Origin of the sequence: Rhizobium sp. BK181 (assembly GCF_014193305.1) — a bacterium.
Lineage (GTDB): Bacteria > Pseudomonadota > Alphaproteobacteria > Rhizobiales > Rhizobiaceae > Rhizobium.
Genome location: NZ_JACHZA010000004.1, coordinates 381294 through 404806, shown reverse-complemented (window position 1 = coordinate 404806; position 23513 = coordinate 381294). Strand labels below are relative to the sequence as shown.

30 protein-coding genes are annotated in these 23513 nt (G+C 59.5%); 19 read left to right on the top strand and 11 right to left on the bottom strand.

What is annotated here, in order from left to right:
• Positions 1-621 (top strand): efflux transporter outer membrane subunit (locus FHT77_RS14370; RefSeq protein WP_183755648.1); only part of this gene is annotated, 621 nt, incomplete at its 5' end.
• 436 nt (positions 622-1057) lie between these two features.
• The gene (locus FHT77_RS14365) at positions 1058-1453 is read left to right on the top strand and encodes a DUF1236 domain-containing protein (protein WP_183755647.1); all 396 of its coding nucleotides are present in this window, start codon (positions 1058-1060) and stop codon (positions 1451-1453) included.
• A gap of 58 nt (positions 1454-1511) precedes the next feature.
• On the opposite strand, the gene FHT77_RS14360 is transcribed toward FHT77_RS14365, so the two are convergent.
• The 3 genes from FHT77_RS14360 to FHT77_RS14350 all read right to left on the bottom strand — a co-directional run bounded on the left by FHT77_RS14360 (position 1512) and on the right by FHT77_RS14350 (position 3437).
• Complete coding sequence (locus FHT77_RS14360; RefSeq protein WP_183755646.1) at positions 1512-2357, bottom strand: aspartyl/asparaginyl beta-hydroxylase domain-containing protein; 846 nt, start codon at positions 2355-2357, stop codon at positions 1512-1514.
• A gap of 163 nt (positions 2358-2520) precedes the next feature.
• Entirely contained in the window at positions 2521-2862 is a 342-nt protein-coding gene (locus FHT77_RS14355; RefSeq protein WP_183755645.1) for an SMR family transporter, read from the bottom strand.
• A 14-nt stretch (positions 2863-2876) separates the two neighbouring features.
• Positions 2877-3437, bottom strand: a complete 561-nt coding sequence (locus FHT77_RS14350; RefSeq protein WP_183755644.1) for a TetR/AcrR family transcriptional regulator — start codon at positions 3435-3437, stop codon at positions 2877-2879.
• Between the two features lie 132 nt (positions 3438-3569).
• Here FHT77_RS14350 and FHT77_RS14345 point away from each other — a divergent pair, with 132 nt between their 5' ends.
• Positions 3570-3959, top strand: coding sequence for a group II truncated hemoglobin (locus FHT77_RS14345; RefSeq protein ID WP_114713489.1), 390 nt, complete (start codon positions 3570-3572; stop codon positions 3957-3959).
• Positions 3960-3966: 7 nt separating this feature from the next.
• Positions 3967-4335 (top strand): DUF423 domain-containing protein, encoded by a 369-nt coding sequence (locus FHT77_RS14340; RefSeq protein ID WP_183755643.1) that lies wholly within the window; start codon positions 3967-3969, stop codon positions 4333-4335.
• 349 nt (positions 4336-4684) lie between these two features.
• On the opposite strand, the gene FHT77_RS14335 is transcribed toward FHT77_RS14340, so the two are convergent.
• The 5 genes from FHT77_RS14335 to FHT77_RS14315 all read right to left on the bottom strand — a co-directional run bounded on the left by FHT77_RS14335 (position 4685) and on the right by FHT77_RS14315 (position 7542).
• Complete coding sequence (locus FHT77_RS14335) at positions 4685-4999, bottom strand: antibiotic biosynthesis monooxygenase (RefSeq protein ID WP_183755642.1); 315 nt, start codon at positions 4997-4999, stop codon at positions 4685-4687.
• Positions 5000-5008: 9 nt separating this feature from the next.
• Positions 5009-5278 (bottom strand): hypothetical protein, encoded by a 270-nt coding sequence (locus tag FHT77_RS14330; RefSeq protein ID WP_183755641.1) that lies wholly within the window; start codon positions 5276-5278, stop codon positions 5009-5011.
• The gene (locus tag FHT77_RS14325) at positions 5275-5682 is read right to left on the bottom strand and encodes a DUF2325 domain-containing protein (RefSeq protein WP_016554872.1); all 408 of its coding nucleotides are present in this window, start codon (positions 5680-5682) and stop codon (positions 5275-5277) included. The genes FHT77_RS14330 and FHT77_RS14325 overlap by 4 nt, the downstream gene beginning before the upstream one ends.
• A 112-nt stretch (positions 5683-5794) precedes the next feature.
• Positions 5795-7084, bottom strand: coding sequence for an energy transducer TonB (locus tag FHT77_RS14320; RefSeq protein WP_183755640.1), 1290 nt, complete (start codon positions 7082-7084; stop codon positions 5795-5797).
• 59 nt (positions 7085-7143) lie between these two features.
• Positions 7144-7542, bottom strand: a complete 399-nt coding sequence (locus FHT77_RS14315; RefSeq protein ID WP_409527454.1) for a hypothetical protein — start codon at positions 7540-7542, stop codon at positions 7144-7146.
• A gap of 186 nt (positions 7543-7728) precedes the next feature.
• Between FHT77_RS14315 and hemP the strand changes: the two genes are divergently transcribed.
• From hemP to FHT77_RS14280, 7 genes are all read left to right on the top strand, one after another.
• On the top strand, positions 7729-7911 hold the full coding sequence (hemP, locus tag FHT77_RS14310) for a hemin uptake protein HemP (RefSeq protein WP_114713878.1): 183 nt from the start codon (positions 7729-7731) through the stop codon (positions 7909-7911).
• A gap of 9 nt (positions 7912-7920) precedes the next feature.
• Positions 7921-8973 (top strand): hemin-degrading factor, encoded by a 1053-nt coding sequence (locus tag FHT77_RS14305; protein ID WP_183755638.1) that lies wholly within the window; start codon positions 7921-7923, stop codon positions 8971-8973.
• A 7-nt stretch (positions 8974-8980) separates the two neighbouring features.
• Complete coding sequence (locus FHT77_RS14300) at positions 8981-9877, top strand: hemin ABC transporter substrate-binding protein (protein WP_183755637.1); 897 nt, start codon at positions 8981-8983, stop codon at positions 9875-9877.
• Between the two features lie 2 nt (positions 9878-9879).
• On the top strand, positions 9880-10992 hold the full coding sequence (locus tag FHT77_RS14295) for a FecCD family ABC transporter permease (RefSeq protein WP_183755636.1): 1113 nt from the start codon (positions 9880-9882) through the stop codon (positions 10990-10992).
• A gap of 10 nt (positions 10993-11002) precedes the next feature.
• Positions 11003-11794 (top strand): heme ABC transporter ATP-binding protein, encoded by a 792-nt coding sequence (locus FHT77_RS14290; protein ID WP_183755635.1) that lies wholly within the window; start codon positions 11003-11005, stop codon positions 11792-11794.
• Between the two features lie 142 nt (positions 11795-11936).
• Positions 11937-12296 carry a YqjD family protein gene (locus tag FHT77_RS14285; RefSeq protein WP_183755634.1) on the top strand — a complete coding sequence of 120 codons (360 nt, stop codon included), beginning with the start codon at positions 11937-11939 and terminating at the stop codon, positions 12294-12296.
• Between the two features lie 9 nt (positions 12297-12305).
• Entirely contained in the window at positions 12306-12707 is a 402-nt protein-coding gene (locus FHT77_RS14280; protein ID WP_183755633.1) for a hypothetical protein, read from the top strand.
• 84 nt (positions 12708-12791) lie between these two features.
• On the opposite strand, the gene FHT77_RS14275 is transcribed toward FHT77_RS14280, so the two are convergent.
• Together FHT77_RS14275 and FHT77_RS14270 are read right to left on the bottom strand one after the other, a co-directional pair.
• A complete protein-coding gene (locus tag FHT77_RS14275) occupies positions 12792-13346 on the bottom strand; it encodes an RNA polymerase sigma factor (RefSeq protein WP_016554882.1) in 555 nt (184 codons plus the stop codon).
• Between the two features lie 8 nt (positions 13347-13354).
• Positions 13355-13516 carry a NepR family anti-sigma factor gene (locus FHT77_RS14270; protein WP_246719852.1) on the bottom strand — a complete coding sequence of 54 codons (162 nt, stop codon included), beginning with the start codon at positions 13514-13516 and terminating at the stop codon, positions 13355-13357.
• A gap of 296 nt (positions 13517-13812) precedes the next feature.
• Here FHT77_RS14270 and FHT77_RS14265 point away from each other — a divergent pair, with 296 nt between their 5' ends.
• The 4 genes from FHT77_RS14265 (at position 13813) to preA (ending at position 18873) form a co-directional block, all read left to right on the top strand.
• Positions 13813-14607, top strand: coding sequence for a response regulator (locus FHT77_RS14265; RefSeq protein WP_114713500.1), 795 nt, complete (start codon positions 13813-13815; stop codon positions 14605-14607).
• Between the two features lie 200 nt (positions 14608-14807).
• Positions 14808-15815 (top strand): sensor histidine kinase, encoded by a 1008-nt coding sequence (locus FHT77_RS14260; protein ID WP_183755670.1) that lies wholly within the window; start codon positions 14808-14810, stop codon positions 15813-15815.
• Positions 15816-16182: 367 nt separating this feature from the next.
• Positions 16183-17544, top strand: coding sequence for an NAD(P)-dependent oxidoreductase (locus FHT77_RS14255; protein WP_183755632.1), 1362 nt, complete (start codon positions 16183-16185; stop codon positions 17542-17544).
• Between the two features lie 15 nt (positions 17545-17559).
• Positions 17560-18873, top strand: a complete 1314-nt coding sequence (preA, locus tag FHT77_RS14250; RefSeq protein ID WP_183755631.1) for an NAD-dependent dihydropyrimidine dehydrogenase subunit PreA — start codon at positions 17560-17562, stop codon at positions 18871-18873.
• Positions 18874-19131: 258 nt separating this feature from the next.
• On the opposite strand, the gene FHT77_RS14245 is transcribed toward preA, so the two are convergent.
• Entirely contained in the window at positions 19132-19275 is a 144-nt protein-coding gene (locus FHT77_RS14245; RefSeq protein WP_016554888.1) for a DUF1127 domain-containing protein, read from the bottom strand.
• 640 nt (positions 19276-19915) lie between these two features.
• Between FHT77_RS14245 and FHT77_RS14240 the strand changes: the two genes are divergently transcribed.
• The 4 genes from FHT77_RS14240 (at position 19916) to FHT77_RS14225 (ending at position 23242) form a co-directional block, all read left to right on the top strand.
• Positions 19916-20338: a PAS domain-containing protein gene (locus FHT77_RS14240; protein WP_183755630.1), complete on the top strand. Its 423-nt coding sequence runs from the start codon at positions 19916-19918 to the stop codon at positions 20336-20338.
• A gap of 21 nt (positions 20339-20359) precedes the next feature.
• Complete coding sequence (locus FHT77_RS14235; RefSeq protein ID WP_183755629.1) at positions 20360-20848, top strand: DUF1643 domain-containing protein; 489 nt, start codon at positions 20360-20362, stop codon at positions 20846-20848.
• A gap of 568 nt (positions 20849-21416) precedes the next feature.
• Positions 21417-22031, top strand: coding sequence for an ANTAR domain-containing response regulator (locus FHT77_RS14230; protein ID WP_183755628.1), 615 nt, complete (start codon positions 21417-21419; stop codon positions 22029-22031).
• On the top strand, positions 22028-23242 hold the full coding sequence (locus FHT77_RS14225) for a CmpA/NrtA family ABC transporter substrate-binding protein (protein WP_183755627.1): 1215 nt from the start codon (positions 22028-22030) through the stop codon (positions 23240-23242). The genes FHT77_RS14230 and FHT77_RS14225 overlap by 4 nt, the downstream gene beginning before the upstream one ends.
• Positions 23243-23513 lie beyond the last annotated feature (271 nt).

Sequence of the window (23513 nt, the reverse complement as noted above, 5' to 3'; positions counted from 1 at the left end):
GGCATCGCCTCCGGCATTCCGGCCGACCTGATCCGCAACCGGCCCGACATTCGCGTCGCCGAGCGCAATCTCGCGGCTGCCACCGCCAATATCGGCGTTGCCATCTCGCAGCTCTATCCGACGATCACCCTGTCGGGCTCGATCTCGCCCTCCTACGTCAAGCCGGCCGGCTTCTCCGGCGGCAGCCTGACCACCTGGTCGTTCGGCCCGACGCTGACGCTGCCGATCTTCGACGGCGGCCGTCTGCGCGCCAATGTCGACATCGCCAAGTCGGATGCCAAGACCCAGTATCTTGCTTGGAAGCAGTCGGTGCTGACCGCCGTCGAAGAGGTCGAGAACGCGCTGTCGGCGGTGCGCCGCGACGCCGAGACGGTGGAAGCGCTGCGCGCCCAGGTGAAGACGACCCAGGAAACCCTGGAACTGTCGACCGCCAGCTACAAGGACGGCGCCTCCTCGCTGCTCGACGTGCTCGATGCGCAGCGTCAGGTATCGCTCGCCCAGGCAAGCCTGGCCGCCTCCATCCAGCAGATGGCCAAGGACTATGTCGCCCTCAACGTCGCCATCGGCGGCGGCTACAATCCGGGCGCACCGCGCACGACAACACCGCCCAAGGCGAGCTGAGCCACACGAGACAGAAAGCCCCGCAATCGCGGGGCTTTATCGAATATCAATTCTCCGAAATACAGCGCCGAAGACACGGGTCGCTCGCGAGAATGCGAAGCCGTCTGCAAAGCGGCAATCACCGATGTTGTCCGTCGCGCGGTAGCGGCGGGATGGCGGGAAGAGGAAATTGCTCTCCATCTCGCAGACGCTGCGGAAAATTATGTCATGTACCTGGCCACCAAAGCGAAACGCAAAGTGATGGCGGCCAACAACAACTGAGCAGTCCCCCGAACGGCCTCGAGACCCCTTTCCATCGGCTCAGGTTCGAGGTATCTCCGATCACTTCATCTGACGCCTGGGCTTCAAGCGTCTCCCTTGCAAGTGCCGTGTTTTCGGGAACAACGGCCCTCCATGCTCGTTCTGTGTTCCGCAAACTCGAGCTACGGAGAAGCAAATGTACAGGGCTCTACTTGTCAGCAGCGCGATCGCGCTGTCATCCCTGGCCACGACCGCTCTGGCTGATGGCGCCGTAACCGGCGCAGCCGGTGGCGTGGTTACCGGTGCGATTGTCGGCGGTCCCGTTGGGGCTGCAGTCGGTGGTGTGGCGGGCGCCGTTGCCGGCGCCGTGATCGATCCGCCACCGCACGAAGTCGTCACCTACGTTCAGTCACAACCCGCGCCGACCGCACCCGTCGTGATCCAGCAGCCAATCGTCGTGGGCAAGCCCATTCCGGCGGACGTTATTGTCACACCGCTTCCAGACAACCCGAAGTACGCCTACACCGCTATCAATGACCGCCACATCATCGTTGAACCTCAGACGCACCGCGTTGTTCAGGTTCTCGACTGATCCTGAATCAACTGGCCCCGCGTGTGCGGGGCCTCCTTCTCAGTTTCGGAAATGATCGCTAGTTCTGCGGCCTGTTCCTGAAGGCTTCCGCTTCCGCGTAGAACTTCTTTTCCCATTCCTTGTGGTTATCCAGCCCTTCTCGAATGAAGGGCGTGAACACGGCGACGTTCATCAGCGCCCAGTTGACGAGGCGTGCCGGGAATTTCAACGGCTTCACGAAATCGACAAACAGCACCACGCGAGTCTTGTCCGTGTGGTTCCAGGCTTCGTGTTCGTAGGCGTCGTCGAAGATCAGAACCTTACCTTCCTGCCAGTGGCAGATCTGGTCCTTGACCCGGATAGCGAGCTTGTCTGCAGGCTCCGGCACGATCATGCCGAGATGCAAGCGAAGTACACCATTGTAAGGGCCGCGGTGAGCCGGTAGATGTTTGCCGGGCTCGAAGATCGAGAACATGGCGGTTTTCAGTCCCGGTATCTTCTGCACCGACTGCCAGGTTTGCGGGCAGGCCTTGATGTTCTGCTCCGACTTCAAGCCGAACCCGGCCAGGAAAAATGTCTTCCAGCCGTTATCGCTGGAGATCGACTTCACGTCAGTCGAGATGTCCTGGAATGTCGGCAGCTCACTCTGTCGCAGGAGCACGCGGTCAAGCTCGGCGCGGATCTGCGGCCAGGCCTTTTCAACCTCGGCGGCCCAAGGGAAGGTCGCGTTATCATAGACCGGCGGATTACCGAGCTTTGCATATTTGAAGTTAAGCTTTTCCGCCCAGGCGACGATACCCATGAAGAAGCGCGTGATAGCGCTCGGCCGGCCCATCGGCTCGATGCCGACGGTGCTGAAGGATTGGCCCTTCGCGGGAGAAGCTGGAGTTTCGGAAAGACCTGCGTGAGCGGTGCCGTCGGCCATGGGTTGTCCAATGCGTAGGATAAGCCGTGAAAAGTTCAAAAAGATATGGAGATGGCTCCATTTTTCACAAGCCCGCGCAGCGGTGGTCAAAATGTCGCGACGACATCTGCCGCGCCGTAGCGGGTCAAGATCGTTAGCCAGATAAGTCCGGATACGGATAAAATCAATGGGATATCGATTTAGAGAAAAGGTTGACCACCAGCACGCCGGCAATGATCAACCCCAGGCCAATGATGGCCGGCAGATCGAGCCGTTGCTTGAAATAGATGAGGCCGACCGCGGATATCAGCACGATGCCGAGCGCGCTCCAGATCGCGTAGGCGATACCGACGGGAATGATCCTCAATGTCATCGACAGGCAATAGAATGCCGCCGCGTAGCAGACAACCAGGACAATCGTCGGCGCGGCGCGGGTAAACTGCTGCGACAACTGCAGTGCCGTTGTGCCGATAACCTCGAGCACAATCGCAGCAAAGAGCAGGGCGTAGACTGCAGCGGGAGCCATGGCGCGATCCTATTTTACTTGTTGGTCAATTCGACAAGGCGGGCAATCAGCGCCTGGCGATCGCCGCCGTCGTCATAACTACCGAGCATGTCGGCAAGCCAGAGGCCGTCGGCCGCGAACCGAACGATCTGCGCGTCGACGGACGAATCCGTACCCACGTATTCTTCGGTCCGCTCTTGTATCCACTCGCGCCAGCGCTGCCGAAGTCGCGGCTCAGCAAGCAGCGCGACGGTCACTTGCGCCCAGTGGGCAGCCTCGTCGGGGCGCCCCCTCAGATCGGCGACGGCATGCAGATAAGCCCGGCTGAAACGGCCATGCGGCGTCGGGTCCTCGCGCATGCGCTCATTGATATCGACATCAAAACGATCGAGGAGGCTCTCGAAAAGCGCGTCAAGCAAGGCGTTCTTCGTCGGGAAGTGATGGAGCAACCCACCTTTGCTCACACCCGAAGCACCGGAGACGGCATCCAGCGTCAGGGCGGCCATGCCCTGCTCCATCGTCAGTCGCGCGGCTACGTCCAGCAACTGCTGGCGTACGACGAGAGGTTGCTTACGTCGGTGATGAGCGAGTGACATGATCGTAAAAGATACCGTCCAGACGGTTTTGTCAAGTAGCCTGTAGTGCGACGACGAATTGCCGCGGACTATTTCTGGCAGTTGCAGTTCCCTTTCTCCCAAGGCATTAAGGGATTTTGAGGGAACGGAACCGTGACGGAAAAAGTCATCACGCTTTACGAGGCAATCGGCGGCGACGCCGTCGTCCGTGCGCTGACGCACCGCTTCTACGAGCTGATGGATGCGTTGCCGGAGGCAAAGCACGTTCGCGCGGTCCACCCGCCGGCGCTGGCAGGCAGTGAGGAGAAGTTCTACGAATACCTGACGGGGTATCTCGGCGGACCGCCACTCTACACCGAAAAGCGTGGGCATCCGCGCCTCAGAAGCCGGCACTTTGTTGCGGAGATCGGCCCTGTGGAGCGCGATGAATGGCTTCTCTGCTTCCGCCGCGCGCTTGAGGAAACCGTCGCCAACCCGAAGCTGCGCGAAATCGTCCTGCCGCCGATCGAGCGACTTGCCTATCACATGCAGAACAAGGAATAGAACAACCATGACGCTCAACACGCGGATCGCACCGCTATTCTACCTATTCGCCGGTCTGTTCGGCTTTGCCGGCGTGGCACTGGCGGCTGCTGCGGCGCACGGTGGCGGCGAAGCGCATCTGGTTGCGTCGGCTTCGACGATGTGCCTGGCGCACGCCCCTGCCCTGCTCGCGCTTGCCATCGGGGCTGAAAGACTCCGCACCGCATGGCTCGCCGGCATACTGATAGGCGCGGGTACACTTCTCTTTGCGGGCGATCTCGTCGCGTTGCGCTATGCAGGTTCCGGATTGTTCCCAATGGCCGCGCCGACAGGCGGATTTGCCATGATGTTCGGCTGGCTAGCGATCGCGGCGGGCGCCCTTTTCCGCCGAAGCTGATCGATCAGCTGACCGGTATGCGCCCAAGCCGCATCAGGTTGCCGTGCGGGTCGTGGACATACAAGTCTCCATGCCCCACGGGTGTCGCTCAAGTGCCGGTCAGGCGCGCCACTCGTCTTTATTGAGCTCAGCATGGAGCGCGGCTCTCCGACGGTCGCCTCGCACGGCGCTCGCTCGCCGACGAGCCCGAAATGCAGCTCCATCTCGTTCCGGCGAAACATCAGATAGTCCGGAGAATGGTAAATGATCCGGTCAAGGCCAGCACCTCGCGATAGAAGGCCAGCGTTTCATCGAGACCAAGCGACGGCAACCGGCAAGACCTCCGCGCGATCCGGATCCAGTTCGGCGGTTAGATACCAGCCACCACATTGAAGCCTTCGAAAACCGGCGGTCCCTTGTACATCGCCTTGCGCTCGCCGGCGCTGCGATGCGCAGCGCGGAAGTTCTCAGACTTCGTCCAGTTCACGAAGTCTTCTTCGCTCCGCCAGAGTGTATGCGAGGAAAACAGGGTGTAGTCTTCCTCGGCATTCGTCCTTCCGCGCAGCAGGCGAAATTCGACAAAGCCGGGAACCTCGGAAAGGCTGGAATCGCGGTTGCGCCAAACATCCTCGAAATCCGCCTCAGATCCGATCGCAACCTTGAATCGGTTCATCGCAATATACATGGAGAATCCCTATCCCTTTCCTTTTGTGCCGGTCCGCACAGGCGCGAAGGCCACGACATTATTGCCGTTCGCGGCCTCCAGACCAAGTGGCTTCTCCGGCTCCTGCCCGGGCATTCTTGCCTCCCACAGCGGAAATTCGGACACGTTGGGATACTCTCGGCGTCGCTCGGCGTTCCGCAAGAGCAGATCGTAGAGCTCCGGCACAAGGCCGTCGCCTCTTTGAGCGGCGAGCTTGTGCAGGCCGATCATCATGACCCCGTCAGGGCGTTCTTCATTCATCGGGAATTGTCTCGTTCGTTCATGGTCTGCAGCGCACGTTCCAGGCTGGACTTGCTGCCGTTCCGAAGCGGAATGAAGGCCTTGCCGAACTTCTTGCAGCCGGTCTTCACGCGCAGGCAGGCATCGTGGCTGATACAGTCGATCGGGCAAAAGACGCAGTCGACGGACGGAAGCACGGTGTCGATGCGCGAGACCGCTTCGCGCAGACCGCCATCGTGGTGGATCAGTTCTGCTCCAAAGCTGCTTGCGATCTGACGAAGATGCGCCACCTGGCAGTCCCGTCCGCCGACATACAGGAAGCTGCGTCCATCAAGTTTGGACCGCCCGGACGTTTCCTGAACCGTCTCGATATCGGCGCTGACGCGGATCTCGCGGTTGGAACCCTTCTTCGTCTTTCGAGCCATTGCCCACCCGTTCGCTCGTTGATCGTCACACGATTCCTGCGTGTGCCGGGGGACCTTATTAAACTTGATTTTTAGAGTAAAGTATAAAGTTGATTATGATAGTCATATTTTGTCAACGGCCTGTCACCTGGACGTCCTGAGTGAACGACCAGACCGGTTTGCCCCACTCTGCAGGGAGCGGAGGAAATGGCGCAGCGCGCCGGATACCCTCGACAACAGCCTGATCCAGCTCAGGAATCCCTGAGCTACGCGCGATCGAAAGACCGCTCAGATCGCCGCTGGCGCCGATTGTCAGGCGAACGCGGACACTCATCGATGCGCTCATGCGCTTGTATTCCGACGGCACCCTGACCGAGCGCTTGATCCGCGACTGCACTTTGCCGGGATAATTGGCAACGGCCGCGCTCCCGGCACCGCCACTGCTGCCAGCGCCGCGCGAATTCTGGTTCGACGTTGCCGTCTCGGTCCCGTCGGCGGCCCCTCTCTTGGAGTCCTGCTTGTTTTCACCGCCCGATCCAGCGGATGGTTTAGCCTTCTTGGGCGGCTCCTTCTTCTCGATGGGCTTTTTGACGGGCTTTTCCGCTTTCGGCTTGGGCTCCGGCGTTGGCTTATCCGGCTCGGGAGTGACAGTTGCCGTTTCGACCGGTTGAACTGGCTTGACTTGTTCCGGCGCTCCTTCAGTAACCGAAGGCGTTTCCGCAGGAACCGCGGCCGCTACTTCGGTCGCCATCGGCTGCACAACGGTTGTCTCGGATGGCGACAGCGAGGTCAACACTTCAGGCTCAGCGGCAACGACGCTCTCCGGCGAGACACGAGTAACCTCTTGCGTCGGCGCAATGGTCACCGGCTCCGTTGTCGCTGACTCCGTCGGCGTCGCCGCCATCGGCCGGACCGTCTGCGTCTGTACGGTCTCGGCCACGATCTGCTCGGGTTGCGACTCCTCAGCCTTCTCGCCGGCCGCCGCCTGGTCCGCCTCGGAATCGCCAAGAATAATGACGCTCACCACCTCGCCGGCTTCTTCGACCGGATCGTGCGGTGTGACCACAAATCCGACCACCAGGATCGCGATGACGGCCGCATGGCACGCCAAGGAACTGAGGCAAGCCATCACCACATTGCGCTGACGTGGTTTTTCGTTCCTTTCCCTTTCGGCACTTGCGTCCAGCGCCGGCGCCGCTGCGACGCTGCTGCTGGCGCTCTGCGGGTCTTGCGGGAAGGATTCGATCAATGCCAAGCGGGCATAATGAATGGAGACTTCCGCAGCTGGCTGGCGCGGTGCATTGCGAAGATCGGACAATTCATGCCCGGGATGCATTCCGGGATTGTTGTCGTTCATTCCGCTGTCGGCGACCGGCTCCTCGACGAGAATGACTCTCGATTTGGATTTTGCTGAAACTGCCATTTGCGCCTGCCTCGGCCAGTTGAAACAGAAAATCGCCGGCTGTCATGCCGGCGAACCACTCAACCCTCGAAGGGAACGGAAACCTGTGAACGCGTGACGAGCCCCTTCATGCATTCACCCGAGGCCGGCCCATCGCAGATCGGCGCGTCGTTGATCAGCAGACGCGTGACGCTCTCGCACTTGACGTTCGGCATATCGAACTGACGCACTCGCTTCTTGCCCTGTGGAAGATCACGGAAATCCAGTACGGTGACCCGGTCCACCGCATTCTTGTCGTTGAAGAAAGCAAGCTCGAAGGAGATTTTGCTGATCGGCGCAGCGAGATTGTTGAGCGCGACGAAGGTCATCATGCAGCCCTTCTGCGAGGGCGCAAGGCCATTCAACTCGACCTCGAGCCCCTTGGACGGCGATGCTGCGGCTGCATCCTGAGCAAGAACCTGCGAAGCACCCGCAACCATGATCAGACCGCTCGTCAAAAGCGCCGCAATCTTGCTCACTGCCATTCCTTCCATCAGTAGAACCTAAAACTTGACTTATAAACTCCGCTATTGCGTCATTAAAAAATGATGACTATGAGAGTCAAGATAATAATGGATTTTCCCGGCGTTGCGCGCCGCGGATCAAGCAGAAATAACCGACCGGAAATGATGGTTGAGAAGCCAGACACCTTTAGTCATGCGTCGCTGCAGCGCGAACCAACGGCAGAAATGCGCGTTCTGGAAAGTGCGGACATTTTTCGCGGAGCGACCGAAATCATGATCCGCCACGATGGCGTGGTCTACCGCATGAAAATCACCCGTCAGGGCAAACTCATTCTCAATAAGTAGGGCTAGGACATGACTGAAACCACGAAACCGGCTCCCGCCGACATTCGCGCATTCCGTGCAGAGAATCCGAAGATGCGCGAGCGTGACATCGCCGCTCAGCTTCAGATTCCGGAAGCCGCGTTAGTTGCAGCCGAGGTCGGCGTCAGCGCGACCCGTATCGACGGCAGCGCCTTGAAACTTCTGGAGCGGGTCGCTGAACTCGGCGAAGTCATGGCCCTTTCCCGCAACGAAAGCGCTGTTCACGAAAAGATCGGCGTTTACGAAAACATCACCGCCGGACCGCACGCTTCGATCGTGCTTGGGGAAAACATCGACCTCCGCATTTTCCCGAACCGCTGGGCGCATGCTTTCGCCGTCTCCAAGAAGGACGGCGACCAGGAGCGCCTCAGCCTGCAGTACTTCGACAAGGCCGGCAACGCCGTTCACAAGATCCATCTTCGCCCGAACTCTAATGTCGAGGCCTATCACGCAATCGTCAGCAATCTGAAGCTCGACGATCAATCTCAGGAGTTCGTCGCTGATCCGACACCCTCGTCCATGGACGAGAGCGGCGAAGTCACGCGCGACGAACTGCGGGAGCACTGGAGCAAGCTCACCGACACGCACGAATTCTTCGGCATGCTGCGCAAGCTGAAGATCGGCCGCCAGGCCGCCGTTCGCACCGTCGGCGACGATTATGCATGGCAGCTCGACAACACCGCGACGGCGGAGATGATGCATGCCTCGGTCAAGGCTGGCCTACCGGTCATGTGCTTTGTCGCCAACAACGGCATCGTCCAGATCCATTCCGGCCCGATCTTCAACGTGCAGCCGATGGGTCCGTGGATCAACATCTTCGACCCCACCTTCCACTTGCACCTCAGGCAGGATCACATCACCGAGACCTGGGCCGTGCGCAAGCCGACGAAGGACGGCCATGTGACCTCGCTCGAGGCCTACAATGCCGAGGGCGAAATGATCATCCAGTTCTTCGGCAAGCGTAAGGAAGGCACCGACGAGCGCGACGATTGGCGCGGCATCATGGAAAACCTGCCGCGCGCAGGAACCAGCGTCGCGGCTTGAGCGGGAGATGACGATGCGTAAGGAACCGCAAAGCAAGCGGCTTCGGGCAATGGCATTTTCGGTGGCGGCGATCATCTCGTCGTTCGCTGCCGCGCCCGATGTGATGGCCGCCGACAAGCTGGATACGAGCCGCCTCGTCTCCGTCGGCGGTGACGTCACCGAGATCATCTACGCGCTTGGTGAGCAGGACCGCCTGATCGCGCGCGACACGACCAGCATGTATCCCGAAGCGGCAACGAAGCTGCCCGATGTCGGCTATATGCGCGCGCTGTCGCCGGAAGGCATCCTTGCGATGAACCCGACGGCGATCATCGCCATCGAGGGATCCGGTCCTCCGGAAGCGCTCAACGTACTCAAGGGCGCGAGCGTCCCCTTCGAGACGGTGCCCAATGCCTATACCCGCGAAGGCATCCTCGCCAAGATCGACCGGGTCGGCGACCTCCTCGCTCAGCCCGACAAGGCAAAGGCACTGGAGGACAAGGTCGGCGCCGATCTGGACGCGGCAATCGCCGACGCCGCCAAGCGGCCCGAAAGCGAGCGCAAGCGCATCCTCTTCATTCTGAGCATGCAGGGCGGCAAGATCATGACCTCTGGGACCGGCACGGCTGCTGATGGCATCATCAAGCTGTCGGGTTCGGTCAACGCCGTGGGCAACTTTCCCGGCTATAAGCCCCTCACCGATGAAGCGATCGTCGAAGCCAAGCCTGATGTCATTCTGATGATGAACCGCGGCGACGGATCCGGCACCACCAACGAAGACCTTCTCAGGCAGCCAGCATTGGCCCTGACGCCTGCCGCGCAGAAAAAGGCGATCATTCGCATGGATGGTCTGCATCTCCTCGGTTTCGGCCCCCGCACCGCGAGCGCCGTCCGCGAATTGAACGCGGCGATCTACGGGAGCTGATGATGGCTCTCTTGGACGCCATGGGACAGAAGCGCGCCATGTTTTCGCTGGCAGGTCTCCGGGAACTCCACAGGGCGGGCGATCGCAGTCGCCTTGCCCTGTTGGCGATCCTTCTGCTTGCGGCCGGCTCCGTCCTGTCGCTGTTGTTTTCAGTAACGACAGGCGCCTCAAACGCCTCGTTTGTCGATGTCATTGCCAACATCGCCGGCTCCGACGAAGCGCTGAACGCGCGTGACAGGATCATCATCTTTGATATCCGCATGCCCCGCGCCATCCTTGGCTTCCTCGTCGGTGGCTCGCTGGCCGTCTCGGGCGCCATCATGCAGGGCCTGTTCCGCAATCCGCTTGCGGACCCCGGGCTGGTCGGCGTCTCCTCCGGGGCAAGTCTCGGAGCAGTCGTTATCATTGTGCTCGCCAGCACCTTTGCAGCACCGCTCTACACGCTGCTCGGCATCTACGCTTTGCCGATCGCAGCCTTCGGCGGCGGCCTTGCCAGCACGTGGTTGCTATACCGGATCGCAACCGGGAACGGCCAGACCTCGGTCGCCACGATGCTGCTTGCCGGTATCGCGCTCGGCTCGCTTGCCGGTGCGCTCACCGGCCTGCTGATCTACATGGCCAACGATCAGCAACTGCGCGACCTCACCTTCTGGGGCATGGGCTCACTTGCTGGAGCGACATGGGCAAAGATTGCCGCCGCCGGCCCCATCATCCTTCTCTCCTTCGCCGCGATACCGTTCATGGCGCGTGGCCTGAATGCGATAACGCTTGGCGAAGCCACAGCGTTTCACATGGGTGTCCCCGTTCAACGGTTGAAAAACATCGCCATCGTCTGCGTCGCCGCAGCAACTGGAGCTTCCGTCGCGGTCAGCGGCGGTATCGGTTTCGTCGGCATCGTCGTTCCGCATGTATTGCGCATGTCGATCGGCCCCGATCACCGCTTCCTGTTGCCGGCCTCGGCGCTTCTCGGCGGCTCACTGCTGATATTCGCAGATGTGCTTGCAAGGACCATCGTCGCGCCGGCCGAACTGCCGATCGGCATCATTACCGCGGCTGTCGGTGGCCCGTTCTTCCTTTGGATTCTGTTGCGGCATCGCGCACGCCTTGCCCTTTGAGTATTGAGCAATGATTGAAGTATCCGGCGTTTCCGTGCGCCTTTCCGGCAAGACCATTGTCAGTCAGGTCGGTTTTACGGCGGAGGCGGGACAGTTGACCGCGATTGCCGGCCCGAACGGTTCGGGCAAGACGACGACGATGAAGGCGGTCTCGGGTGAACTTCCCTACTCCGGCTCCATTGCTTTCAATGGGCAGGAAGTCAACCGGTTGCAGCCGTGGCAGCTGGCGACAATGCGGGGCGTGCTGCCGCAGGCAAGCTCGATCTCCTTTCCATTCACTGTGCGCGAAGTGGTGCGGATGGGCTTGACCACCGGCGTCAACAGAAAACCCGAGAAGGCCGAGCAGACTGCTGCGAATGCGCTGGCCTCCGTCGATCTCGACGGCTTCGAAGGCCGTTTCTATCAGGAGCTTTCGGGTGGGGAGCAGCAGCGTGTTCAACTCGCCCGCGTCCTCTGCCAGATCGCCGAGCCTGTCGTCGACGAAAAGCCCTGCTGGCTTCTGCTTGACGAGCCGGTATCCAGCCTCGACATCAGCCACCAGCTGACCATAATGACGCTGGCGCGCAAATTCTGCGAGGCTGGCGGCGGCGTCATCGCCGTCATGCATGACCTCAACCTGACCGCGCTCTTTGCCGACCGGATCATCCTGATGAAATCGGGGCAAGTGGCTGCCAGCGGCAGCGTCCGCGATGTCTTGACGGACGAGACGATGGAATCCGTCTTTGGCTGTGCGCTGCGGATTAATCAGGTCCCGAAGGACGGCACGCCTTTCGTACTTGCGCATAGTGCGATCCAGGCCTGATACAATCCAGCGTAGCGGAACTTTTTGCCGGACGACCGCGTTAAGCAATTGACGATGTGGGTCATTGCCGGGCGACAATCTTCATGCAAACGTCGGCGACGGCCCTGTGTTAAACCAGGCCGCACCAGAGCGTGCCTTACCGATGGAGAAAATCGTGGCCTCTTCGCTCCTCCACCCCATTCGCAGCCGGCGTAACGGCGGCACGCTTCACAACATCGAATCCACCATCGAAGAGCAGATCGAGTCTCTTCGCGAGGAGATCGCAGCGCTAACGAAGATTGCCGGAAAGCAGTCTCGGAAGTCGAGCGATCGCCTTCGCTATCAGGCGGCGGCAGGTTACGACGATCTTGTCGCTCGCAGCGAAGACCTGATCCACGAATTGCAGGAAGGCTATCTTCGCGGCGCGCATGAAATGCGCAACACGGTGCGCAAGCATCCCCTCGCCACCGTCGGCGCAGCGGCAGCCTTTGGGCTTGTCCTCGCCCTCCTTGCCCGCCGTTAAGGAGGCTCGATGCTCTTCCCGATTCTCAGCCTGCTGGTAGGCACGAGTGTTCATCGGACCGTTGCGCGTACCAAGCGCAACGGTATTTTCGTGGCGATTGCCGCCGTGCTTTTGTTGACCGCCTACGCACTCGCGGTCGTTGCCGGTGCGATATGGCTATCAGGGATCTACGGGCCTATCGGCGCAGCCCTCTTCCTGGCCGCGGCAGCACTGCTGATCGCGATCGTGGTCCTCGTCATCATGATGGTGATCAACGCTCAGGAAGCCCGTCGTGCACAGGAACGCAAGCAGGCACTGGAATCACTCGCCGCAGTCGGCATTGGTCTCGTCCGCGCGCAACCCTTGTTGACCGCCGGAGTGCTCGCAGCAATCGTGGCAGCCAATCTCATGGGTTCCAAGCGAGACGACTGACGGCTCGCATTGCTGCAATCAACTCTCACGAAAAAGGCCGGCGCCCCGAGGCAGCCGGCCTTTAATCGCTGAGATGTGCAGAATTCAGAAAGCGAACGCCTTGGAGGTCAGCGGCGACGACGTCGCATCCGGTCCGAAATCGGCCTCGCCGGAAATCTGAAGCAGCTCCTGGAGGCGCTGACGAGCGCGGTTGACGCGGCTCTTGATAGTCCCGACGGCGCATCCGCAGATCTCCGCTGCTTCCTCGTAGGAGAACCCGGAGGCCCCAACCAGGATAATCGCTTCACGCTGATCGGGCGGCAACTGGTCGAGTGCCTTCTTGAAATCCTGAAGGTCAAGCGCCCCATACTGCGACGGGTGCATTGCCATCGACTCGGTGAACAAGCCGTCGCTATCCTGGATTTCGCGTCCGCTCTTGCGCATCTGGCTGTAGAGCTCGTTGCGCAAGATCGTAAAGAGCCAGGCTTTCATGTTCGTGCCCATCTCGAAATGATCCTGCTTTGCCCAGGCCTTCATGATGGTGTCCTGAACAAGGTCATCAGCCCGGTCGTGCCGGCCGATCAGCGAGATAGCGAAGGCTCGGAGGCTGGGAAGAGACGCGAGAAGTTCGCGTTTGAAGCTCGGTTGCTGCTTTTCCATGGAGCCACCTACTTCGCGGCTTTGGCGGAAGCGACAAGTTCGGCTTGATCCAGCTTCTCGAGCAGATCGAGAAAGCGGTCCGGAATAGCCTCTTCCTGCACGGCAGCATAAAGCGATCGTAACTTCACCCCGATCTGGCTGTTCGGGTCCAGTATATCGCTTGCGCGCATTTCCAGCCGCTGCCGATCTTTTTCATTCTTCCGTGTCGTCATCAATCGTCACTTTACTTCTGTTATTCGCCCGTCCTGCCGCCCGCCTTAAGTTCGTCTTAACTAATTCAGCCGCTTGGGCCGACTGATTGGCGAACACCCCGTCAGGTGCCATGGAACAAATGCGATGAGCCCTCTGTTGTAGGCACGATAATGCTGCCAGGGAAAAAAAGTTCCTACTTCTCAGGAACATTTTTACAGTCCGTGACGTTTTAATCGCCATTGAGGGCCGCTCGGGCCTCTAGTGGGAGCTTTAAATGACACTTTCGACTCGAATCGCGCCGCACCTTCCTTACCTGCGTCGTTATTCCCGCGCGCTTACCGGAACGCAGACCTCAGGCGACGCCTACGTCGCTGCTGTGCTTGAGGCGATCATTACCGACATATCCATTTTCCCGGATACTGCGGATGACCGCGTCGCATTGTACAAACTTTTCACCGCGCTCTTTGGTTCCGTCACGGTCCAGATTCCGGAACCGGCGTCACCTTACGCGTGGGAGCAGCGTGCAACGCTGAACCTCGCCAAGGTTTCGCCGCGCGCCCGTCAGGCCTTTATCCTGGCCTCTGTTGAAAACTTTCGCGTCGGAGAGATCGCCGAGATCTTGGGCGTGGAAGAAGATGAAGTGGTCGGCCTGCTCGACAGCGCATCACGCGAAATCTCTCGCCAGGTTGCGACCGATGTCATGATCATCGAGGACGAGCCGCTGATCGCGATGGACATCGAACAGATGGTAGAAAGCCTGGGCCACCGCGTCACCGGCATTGCGCGTACCCACGCCGAAGCAGTTGCGCTTTACAATAGGACCCGACCGGGCATGGTTCTTGCGGATATCCAGCTTGCCGACGGCAGTTCCGGCATCGATGCGGTCAACGACATCCTCAAGACCGCGAGCGTGCCAGTGATCTTCATCACCGCCTTTCCGGAGCGATTACTGACCGGCGAACGACCGGAGCCGACATTCCTGGTCACGAAGCCGTTCAATCCTGACATGGTCAAGGCCTTGATCAGTCAGGCGCTCTTCTTCAACGAATCCACCAAGGCCGCTGCCTGAGGAAATGGCGCCTTACAGGAACAAAAGGAAACGGGGGTGCGTTTCGGGTAAATCCGAGACGCTCTTCCGCCTTAAGGTTTTGTTTCAGCGCTTTACTCTAGGATGAGCTTCCCTATCGAAGGGCATCTTTCTCAGGGGGACTGAGAGAAGATCAACACGGGAAAGGCGACTAGGTGAATACGAATGAACCAGTGCCCGGCATGCCCTTCGCGCTGGAAGAAAAAGCGGTATTGCTGCAGCGAGCCCTCGCCAGTGCAGGGATCTGCGTGATCTACCAGGATCCTCGCCTATCGATCACCTATGCCGATAACCTCCCTCCGCATTTCCAGTCACTGGCGATACCAGGCGGAACCGACGCCGATCTTTTCGGCGAGCTGCAGGGAGCCAATCTGGCGAAACTGAAGCAGCAGGTATTCGAAACCGGAAGACCTGCTACGACCGAAGTCGACATTTCGATCGACGGTGAAATGCGCACCTACGAGTTGAAAATCGAACGCGCCGGTGGCGATCAACCGGTCGGAATCCTTTCCGTCATCTCAGAGGTAACGGAAACACGGCATCGCGAGAAAGTGCTGAAGTCCCTTCTTCGCGAACTCTCCCACCGCTCCAAGAACCTTCTCGCAATTATCCAGGGCATTGCCACCCAAACAGCCCGCAACACCATATCACTGGATAGCTTTCTGATGAAATTCCGGGGGCGGCTGCAATCGCTGTCGAATTCTCAGGACCTGATTACCGACTCCAGCTGGCGTGGTGCCTTCCTCTTCGAACTGGCTGAGAAGCAGTTCGCACCGTATTGGCCGGAGACCGCGGGACCGCTGCCGATCTCCGGGATAAACGTTCACCTCACTCCCAATGCCGCCGTGCATGTCGGTCTGGCGCTCCACGAATTGATCGTCAACTCGGCATCCTACGGAGCAATCGCCGGCAGCAAGCCTGCCGTCACTCTAACGTGCCGCGAAGTGGCCTCGGCCGGACGAAGGACCATCGAGATTTCATGGACGGAGACGCTGTGCGATCCCGCCGAGATTCATGAATTCAGCGAGAACAGCTTCGGTAAAACGGTGCTGGAGCGCGTCGTACCCTCCTCTGTCAACGGCAAGGCCGAACTGACGCTGGTACCTGGTAGGATCGAATATAACCTGACAATCCCCGACGCCGAATTCGAAATTCTTAGGCGCCCCCCTCAAAAAGCCGCCATGCGCTAAACGAAGAACAGCCAGTGCGAGGGCGGCGCACCGGCTGTTCTTTCACTCACCGGGAGGGGACCGTGAGTACGTCCAAACGATGGGTTGGGGGCGCGCATGTTGGGTCGATGCGGTCATCGTTTGGATATCGCAGTAACGAGCAGGTATCCAAATGGTTCCCGGCGTTTCTCAGAAAAATATCGATTTCTTTACTTTTTTATTTGCGGGGCGATAACAGGCTCTGACAGCCCTCGGCTCGAAAGAAAATAACAATATAAAAACAAAGATATAGACACCAAAAACTTCGAAAATTTTACCGTTTGATAAATTTTTGAAGCTGAGTTACGCTTTCCCTCACTGGCCGTTTACCAATAATGAGGGAACTTCAATGGAACGACTGGGAACTGGGATTCGTGCTGGCCGGCTTTCGCCTGCAGAGTACGAGTCGAATTTCTCCGATCTTCATCCGCGCCTCGACAAGCACGAGGCGCTGGTTGCAGCTGACCGCTGTTATTTCTGCTACGACGCGCCGTGCATGACGGCCTGTCCCACCTCAATCGACATTCCGCTCTTCATCCGGCAGATCGCCACCGGCAATCCGATCGGATCGGCAAAGACGATCTTCGACCAGAATATTCTGGGCGGCATGTGCGCCCGCGTCTGTCCCACCGAAGACTTGTGTGAGCAGGCCTGCGTGCGCAACACGGCAGAGGAGCGTCCTGTCGAAATCGGTCGCTTGCAGCGCTACGCCACCGACACCGCCATGGAGGCGGATAGACAATTCTACAGCCGCGCCGCCTCATCAGGAAAGAAGGTCGCCGTGGTCGGCGCCGGTCCTGCTGGCCTTGCCGCCGCTCACCGCCTCGCCGTAAAAGGCCATGACGTCGTCATCTATGATGGCAAGGCAAAGTCCGGCGGCCTCAACGAATATGGCATCGCCACCTACAAGGCGGTCGATGACTTCGCCCAGAAGGAAGTCGACTACGTCCTTGCGATCGGCGGCATCGAAGTCCGTCACGCCCAACTGCTCGGCCGCGATTTCTCGCTCGCCGACCTGCAGTCGCAATATGATGCCGTCTTCCTCGGGATCGGCCTTGCTGGCGTCAATGCGCTTCGTGTCGAAGGCGAAAACCTGGCCGGAGTCGATGATGCCGTCGACTTCATCGCAGGCCTGCGCCAGGCCACAGACAAGGGCGACGTTGCCATCGGCCGCCGCGTCGTCGTTCTCGGCGGAGGCATGACCGCCATCGACGCCGCCGTGCAGGCGAAGCTCCTCGGCGCCGAAGAGGTGACGATCTGTTATCGCCGCGGCAAGGAGCACATGAACGCCTCGGAATTCGAGCAGGATCTTGCGACGTCCAAGGGCGTCATAATCCGCCATTGGCTGGCGCCGAAGTCGATTCTTGCACAGGATGGCAAGGTCGCCGCGATCGAGGTGGAATATACCAAGCTAGTCGATGGCCGCCTGTCGACGACTGGCGAAACCGGTGTCATCGCCGCCGATCAGGTCTTCAAGGCGATCGGTCAGACCTTCGACGCGTCAGGCCTCGGTGCTCTGCGCATGGAATCCGGTCGCATCGCCATCGATGCGGATGGCAAGACTTCGCTCGACGGCGTCTGGGCCGGCGGCGACTGCGTCGTCGGCGGTGACGACCTGACCGTTTCGGCGGTCGCGCAAGGGCGCGACGCCGCTGAATCCATCAACCGTATGCTTGCTGCCGGCGCGCAGCCGGCCGTTGCCGTCGCGTGAATGGGAGAATGAACAATGGCTGATCTCCGCAATAATTTCGTCGGCATCAAATCACCCAACCCATTCTGGCTTGCCTCGGCACCGCCAACCGACAAGGCCTACAACGTCGAACGTGCCTTCAAGGCCGGATGGGGCGGCGTCGTCTGGAAGACGCTCGGTGAGGAAGGTCCGCCCGTCGTCAACGTCAACGGCCCGCGCTACGGCGCGATCTGGGGCGCCGACCGCCGCCTGCTCGGCTTGAACAACATCGAGCTCATTACCGACCGCGACCTCTACACCAACCTGCGCGAGATGAAGCAGGTGAAGATGAACTGGCCGGATCGGGCGCTGATCGCCTCGATCATGGTTCCTTGCGAGGAGAATGCCTGGAAGGCGATCCTGCCGCTGGTCGAGGAGACCGGCGCCGACGGCATCGAGCTCAACTTCGGCTGTCCTCACGGCATGTCGGAACGCGGCATGGGCTCCGCGGTCGGACAGGTGCCGGAATATATCGAAATGGTCGTGCGCTGGTGCAAGCAATACACGCGCATGCCTGTCATCACCAAGCTGACGCCCAACATCACCGATATCAGAAAGCCGGCGCGGGCCGCCAAGGTTGGCGGCACCGACGCCGTCTCGTTGATCAACACGATCAACTCGATCACCTCGGTCAATCTCGACACCTTTGCTCCGGAACCGTCGATCGACGGGCGCGGCAGCCACGGTGGCTATTGCGGACCGGCCGTCAAGCCGATCGCCCTCAACATGGTGGCCGAGATCGCTCGCGATCCGGAAACCTATGGCCTGCCGATATCAGGCATCGGCGGCGTCACAACATGGCGCGATGCGGCCGAGTTCCTGGTGCTCGGTGCCGGTAACGTGCAGGTCTGCACGGCGGCGATGACCTACGGCTTCAAGATCGTCCAGGAGATGATCACCGGTCTCTCGGACTGGATGGACGCCAAGGGCCACCGCAACCTCGACGACATCACCGGCCGCGCGGTCCCGAATGTTTCGGACTGGCAGTACCTCAACCTCAACTACATCGCCAAGGCGAAGATCGACCAGGATGCCTGCATCAAGTGCGGTCGCTGCCACATCGCCTGCGAGGACACCTCGCACCAAGCGATCACCCAGTTCGTGAATGGCATCAGGAAGTTTGAGGTGATGGAAGAGGAATGCGTCGGCTGCAATCTCTGCGTCAACGTCTGTCCTGTCGAGAATTGCATCACCATGGAGCAGCTTCCGGTTGGCGATCTCGACAAGCGCACCGGCAAGATCGTCGATCCGAATTATGCAAACTGGACGACCCATCCGAACAACCCGATGGCTCGACAGGCCGCGGAGTGATGGACTGTAGCGCCGCGGCTTCTCCGCGGCCCTTTACTTGCTGAACCCTACTCCTCTTTCCTACCAAGCATAGGAATGAGGAGTAGCAGAGCCGCTGATTTCGCCTCTCGACCAGCGCCCACAATTGGACGCGTATAATCCGCAGGAAAGTTCTCTCCTAACCCGGCACACATCTCATCGTGGGTTCGGGAGCGCCCGCACAAACAAAAGCGCCCGCCTGAAAAGACGAGCGCTTCGAAACCATTGCAATAGCGCTACTTAGCGCGCGGCAGCCCTTGCTACCGTCTCGATGTCGGCACGATTGATGCCAAGGTCGTGCAGTTCGCGGTTGCTCATCCGGCCAAGCTCGGAGACCGTCTGACGGTACTTGCGCCAATTGTTGAAAGAACGTGCTACATTCATGATAATCCCCTTTCCTTGGGCTTTCGAAGTTAGCTGCCAGTCCTTGGCGCTTCGATTACTTCGATGGCCTTCATATAGTGGCGCTATGTGGGGGATTGGAGCGCCAAGAATCGATCCCAGCCATGCTTGCAACGCATGTCTTCCAAAAAGGCGGGTGTTGACCGACATCGCTGAAAGCTCGCCTCGATGGCGCTTCTCTCGTGGACAGCGCGACGTTCACTAGCGGCGCTTGACCGTCAGCGACCGCCTGAGCGAGCCTCTAAAACAGGCACTATTACTGGTGAGCGCTGATTTGCGGATTGGGACCTATTGGCCGGACGGTCCCATCTACGTCGCTTGTTTTTCCCCATCCCGCCCAGACAAGTATTGCAAGACTGGCAACAAAGACAAAAGCCAACGTTCCCGTCAGATCGCTACGCAAGGTGACATGCGCCTTCGTTGCTGCAATGCTGTTTGTCGCGTCAGTCATATAACCTCTTACGTGGCCGCATTTCGACCGCCTAAGTAGCAGGTGGAGATAAACTATGGAAGTCCTCACATTGAGCGATGACTTACTGCGGTCCTACTGAGACGGACCCTGGAATGATCTCCCCTTGCCGCACAGCGACTACGCTCTAAAACCTTCCTAATTGGAGGATCCATGAAGCCGGACGCCGACAAACCGGACACCGACCGCATCTTCGGGGTAGACCTGTCCGACCCCGAAACAGAGGATGCAGGGATCTTCACTTGGGATATGACCAACGATCTCGTGTACGCCGACGCCGCGCCTGCGGAACTGTTCGGACTGGCTGCCCGGGAAACCATGCGCGGCTTGCCGCTTCAGTCGTATCTGGACCGTGTCCACCCCGAAGATCGACCGAAGCTGGCGAAAGCCATCACCGAAACCATCGTTGGCGAGCGACCGCAGCAGTCGGTCTACCGTGTCATGGCAGCAAACAATCATTACGTGCGGGAGGCTGCATTTGGCAGATGCTTTCGTGATCGCGACGGTACGCCGGTTCTTTATTCCGGCATCGTCATCCTCGAAAGCGAGGCGGCAACGGCGACGGTCCATCACTGACGGCCGAGTGGAAAATGGCGAATGAGCGACAATTTCATCGTCTCGTCAGCAGTGTTTTCAAGTTGCGGTTGCTACCGATACCGGCTCGAGCGCCAATGGGACCCGCTGAAGAAAACAGTTGCGTTCTTGATGCTCAACCCATCCACCGCGAACGCACGCGACGACGACCCGACCCTTCGTCGATGCATCACCTTCGCTAGGTCGTGGGGATTCGGCGGTCTCGTGGTCGGCAACCTGTTTGCACTGAGATCGACCTCTCCAAGTTTAATCTACGAACACACCGATCCTGTTGGACCGGCGAACGATCGTTATCTTCGTAGGATCGGCAAGGACTACAGCCAAATCGTCTGCGCGTGGGGAAGACACGGCGCGTACCTCGGACGTGGTTCCAGAGTTTTCGAAATGCTCCGGTCGTCCCGGTGCTGCGCACTCAAGCTTACATCCAACGGGCATCCTTCCCACCCGCTATATATTTCGGCGACCGCTGAACCAAAACCGTTGTGGATCTGAACCGGAAAACTTGGCAGCCCAGCCCAAGCGCGACAAATGAAGCATGTGACCTGGGGCAGTCCCTGCGTTCACCGAAGCTCGTCCCGAAGAGTTTGTTTTTGGCTGGGACGATATTTCGCGGGGACGACCGAAAGAGCGACGTCAACCGATCGGGAGGCGAACACGCTACCAGCAAGCGCGACAGCCGTGGCGGCCATGACAAGCAAAAATGTGAACATGGTGGTTGGTTTCTCCATTTGCGTTACGGTCCCAGAGAACATCCGGCATGTGTCGCGATTGTTTTCTCTCTCCTTGGATTTGAAAGGCGATGTAACTACGGCTTGCGCGGACAAAGTAAGATACAAAGGACGAGATGCTCGCCCGATCTCCAAAAGCTCAATAATTAGGCGATTCGCAAAATAGCTTGATTTTAAGGCGAACATCGCGCAAGCAATGCGCCTCGCGAGAGTCTATGCATGACCTCAAAACTCAAGGGCGTTTGCGACGAAGCCATGATCCCTTCCGGTCAAACTGACATCAAAGACGGTCCGCTCCATGCGTCTCACGAGTACACGGCGGTAGACGCATAATGACCCCTCTTGCCAAACCCAGGGACCTCAACGTGCTCGTCATCGATGAGAACAGCATTCGGGCGTCGATCATCGAAGTCGGTCTGCGCGAGGCGGGCTATGACAACGTCACGCTCATCGATGACATGAAAGGCCTTGCAAGGCGCATCATGGAAATCAACCCTGATGTCATCGTGATCGACCTCGAGAACCCGAACCGCGACATGCTGGAAAGCATCTTCCAGATTTCCCGCGCGGTAAAACGCCCCATTGCCATGTTCGTCGACAAGTCGGACGAAGCTTCCATCGAGGCCGCTGTTGAAGCTGGCGTTTCCGCCTACATCGTCGACGGCCTGAAGCAAGAGCGTGTCCGCCCGATCCTCAAGATGGCTATCAGCCGTTTCAACGCCTTCTCGCGCCTGAACCGTGAGCTGGAGGAAACGCGCGGCGAACTGGAAAACCGCAAGCTGATCGACCGCGCGAAGGGGTTGCTGATGCGATCCCGCGGGCTGAGCGAAGATGAGGCCTATGCGCTCATGCGGCGCACGGCCATGAACCAGAACAGGAAGATCGTCGAGATCGCGCAGAGCCTGATCACAGCCGCAATCCTCCTCGATCCGGGAACCGACGCATGACAAGCACGCATCAGATTACCGCTGGCTTCCTGCCGCTTCTCGATAGCGCGCTTTTGGTTGTCGCCAAGGAAAAGGGCCTTGCCGCCGAACAGGACGTCGCGCTGACGCTCGTGCGTGAACGCTCCTGGGCGACGATTCGCGACCGGCTTGCGGTCAGCCATTTCGATGTGGCCCATATTCTCGCCCCCATGCCGATCGCCTGCAATCTCGGACTGACCGCACCGGCACCGCGTATGATCGTGCCGATGGCGCTTGGACTTGGCGGCAATGCCGTGACCGTTTCCGCGGGCCTGTGGAGCGAGATGGCCGAATGCGGCGCCTCGCCGGATCTTGATGCACTTTCCAGCGGTCTCGCCTTGCGCAGGGTCATCGACAACAGGAAAGGCGAACGACTGCGCTTTGGCGTCGTCCACCCCTATTCAGGCCATAACTACGAGCTGCGTTACTGGCTGGCAGCAAGCGGCATTGACCCCGAGGAGGATGTAGAGATCGGCATCCTGCCGCCGCCCGATATGGCTGATGCGATGACATCGGGTCTGATCGACGGTTATTGCGCCGGCGAGCCCTGGAATACGCTCGGCGTGCTCCACAGCGGAGCGCACTTGGCGACAGTGAAGGCGGGCATCTGGAAATCCAGTCCGGAGAAGGTGCTTGGCGTCAACAGCCGCTGGGCCGATGGTCACCCTGAAGCCCTGGCGGCTCTCTTGCGCGCTCTTTACGGCGCCTCCCTCTGGTGCGCTGACACCGGCAATCGCGAGGAACTTGCCAACCTCCTGGCGCGGCCCGCCTACGTGGATCGGCCCGCAGAAAGTCTGCTGCCCGCACTAACCGGCCTTCTGAAAATCGGCGGAGGCGAAACGCTGAGCATCAGGGACTTTTTCGTCCCCAATGCCAAGGCGGCGACCTTTCCCTGGAAGAGCCACGCCCTATGGTTCTATACGCAGATGGTTCGCTGGGAGCACATCCGGCATACTCCGGAGCATCAGCAGATCGCCAACGACACTTACCGGCCCGATATTTACCGAAGTGCCCTCAAGGCACTGAATATTGCCATGCCGGCCGCAAGCTCCAAGGTGGAAGGTGCGCTTCAGGTCGAAACCCCTGTCGGCTCAAGCGGCGCACTGACACTGGGGCCGGACGGTTTCTTCGATGGCGGCCTGTTCGATCCCGCTGACGTCGACAGTTACATCGCCAGCCAGGTCCGCAGCTAAAGCATGCCCATTTTATACGCATTGCACAATTTTTAGAGCGATTGCTGCGCATGCGTTGGCGCATAAATGATCGCCTGATTTTCGCGATCAATGCTATCCATTCAAAAACAATGACTTAATTAAACTGGCACGGCCCTTGCTTTGTTATAGGCAGGCCAACAGGCCAAGAATTTGCGTCCAACGACGGGCGCCCACAGCAAAGCCGCTGATCAGGATATCTCGCGCACCTCCCGTGTAAGCGCGCCCTGACCAGCGGCTTTTTGTTTTTAAC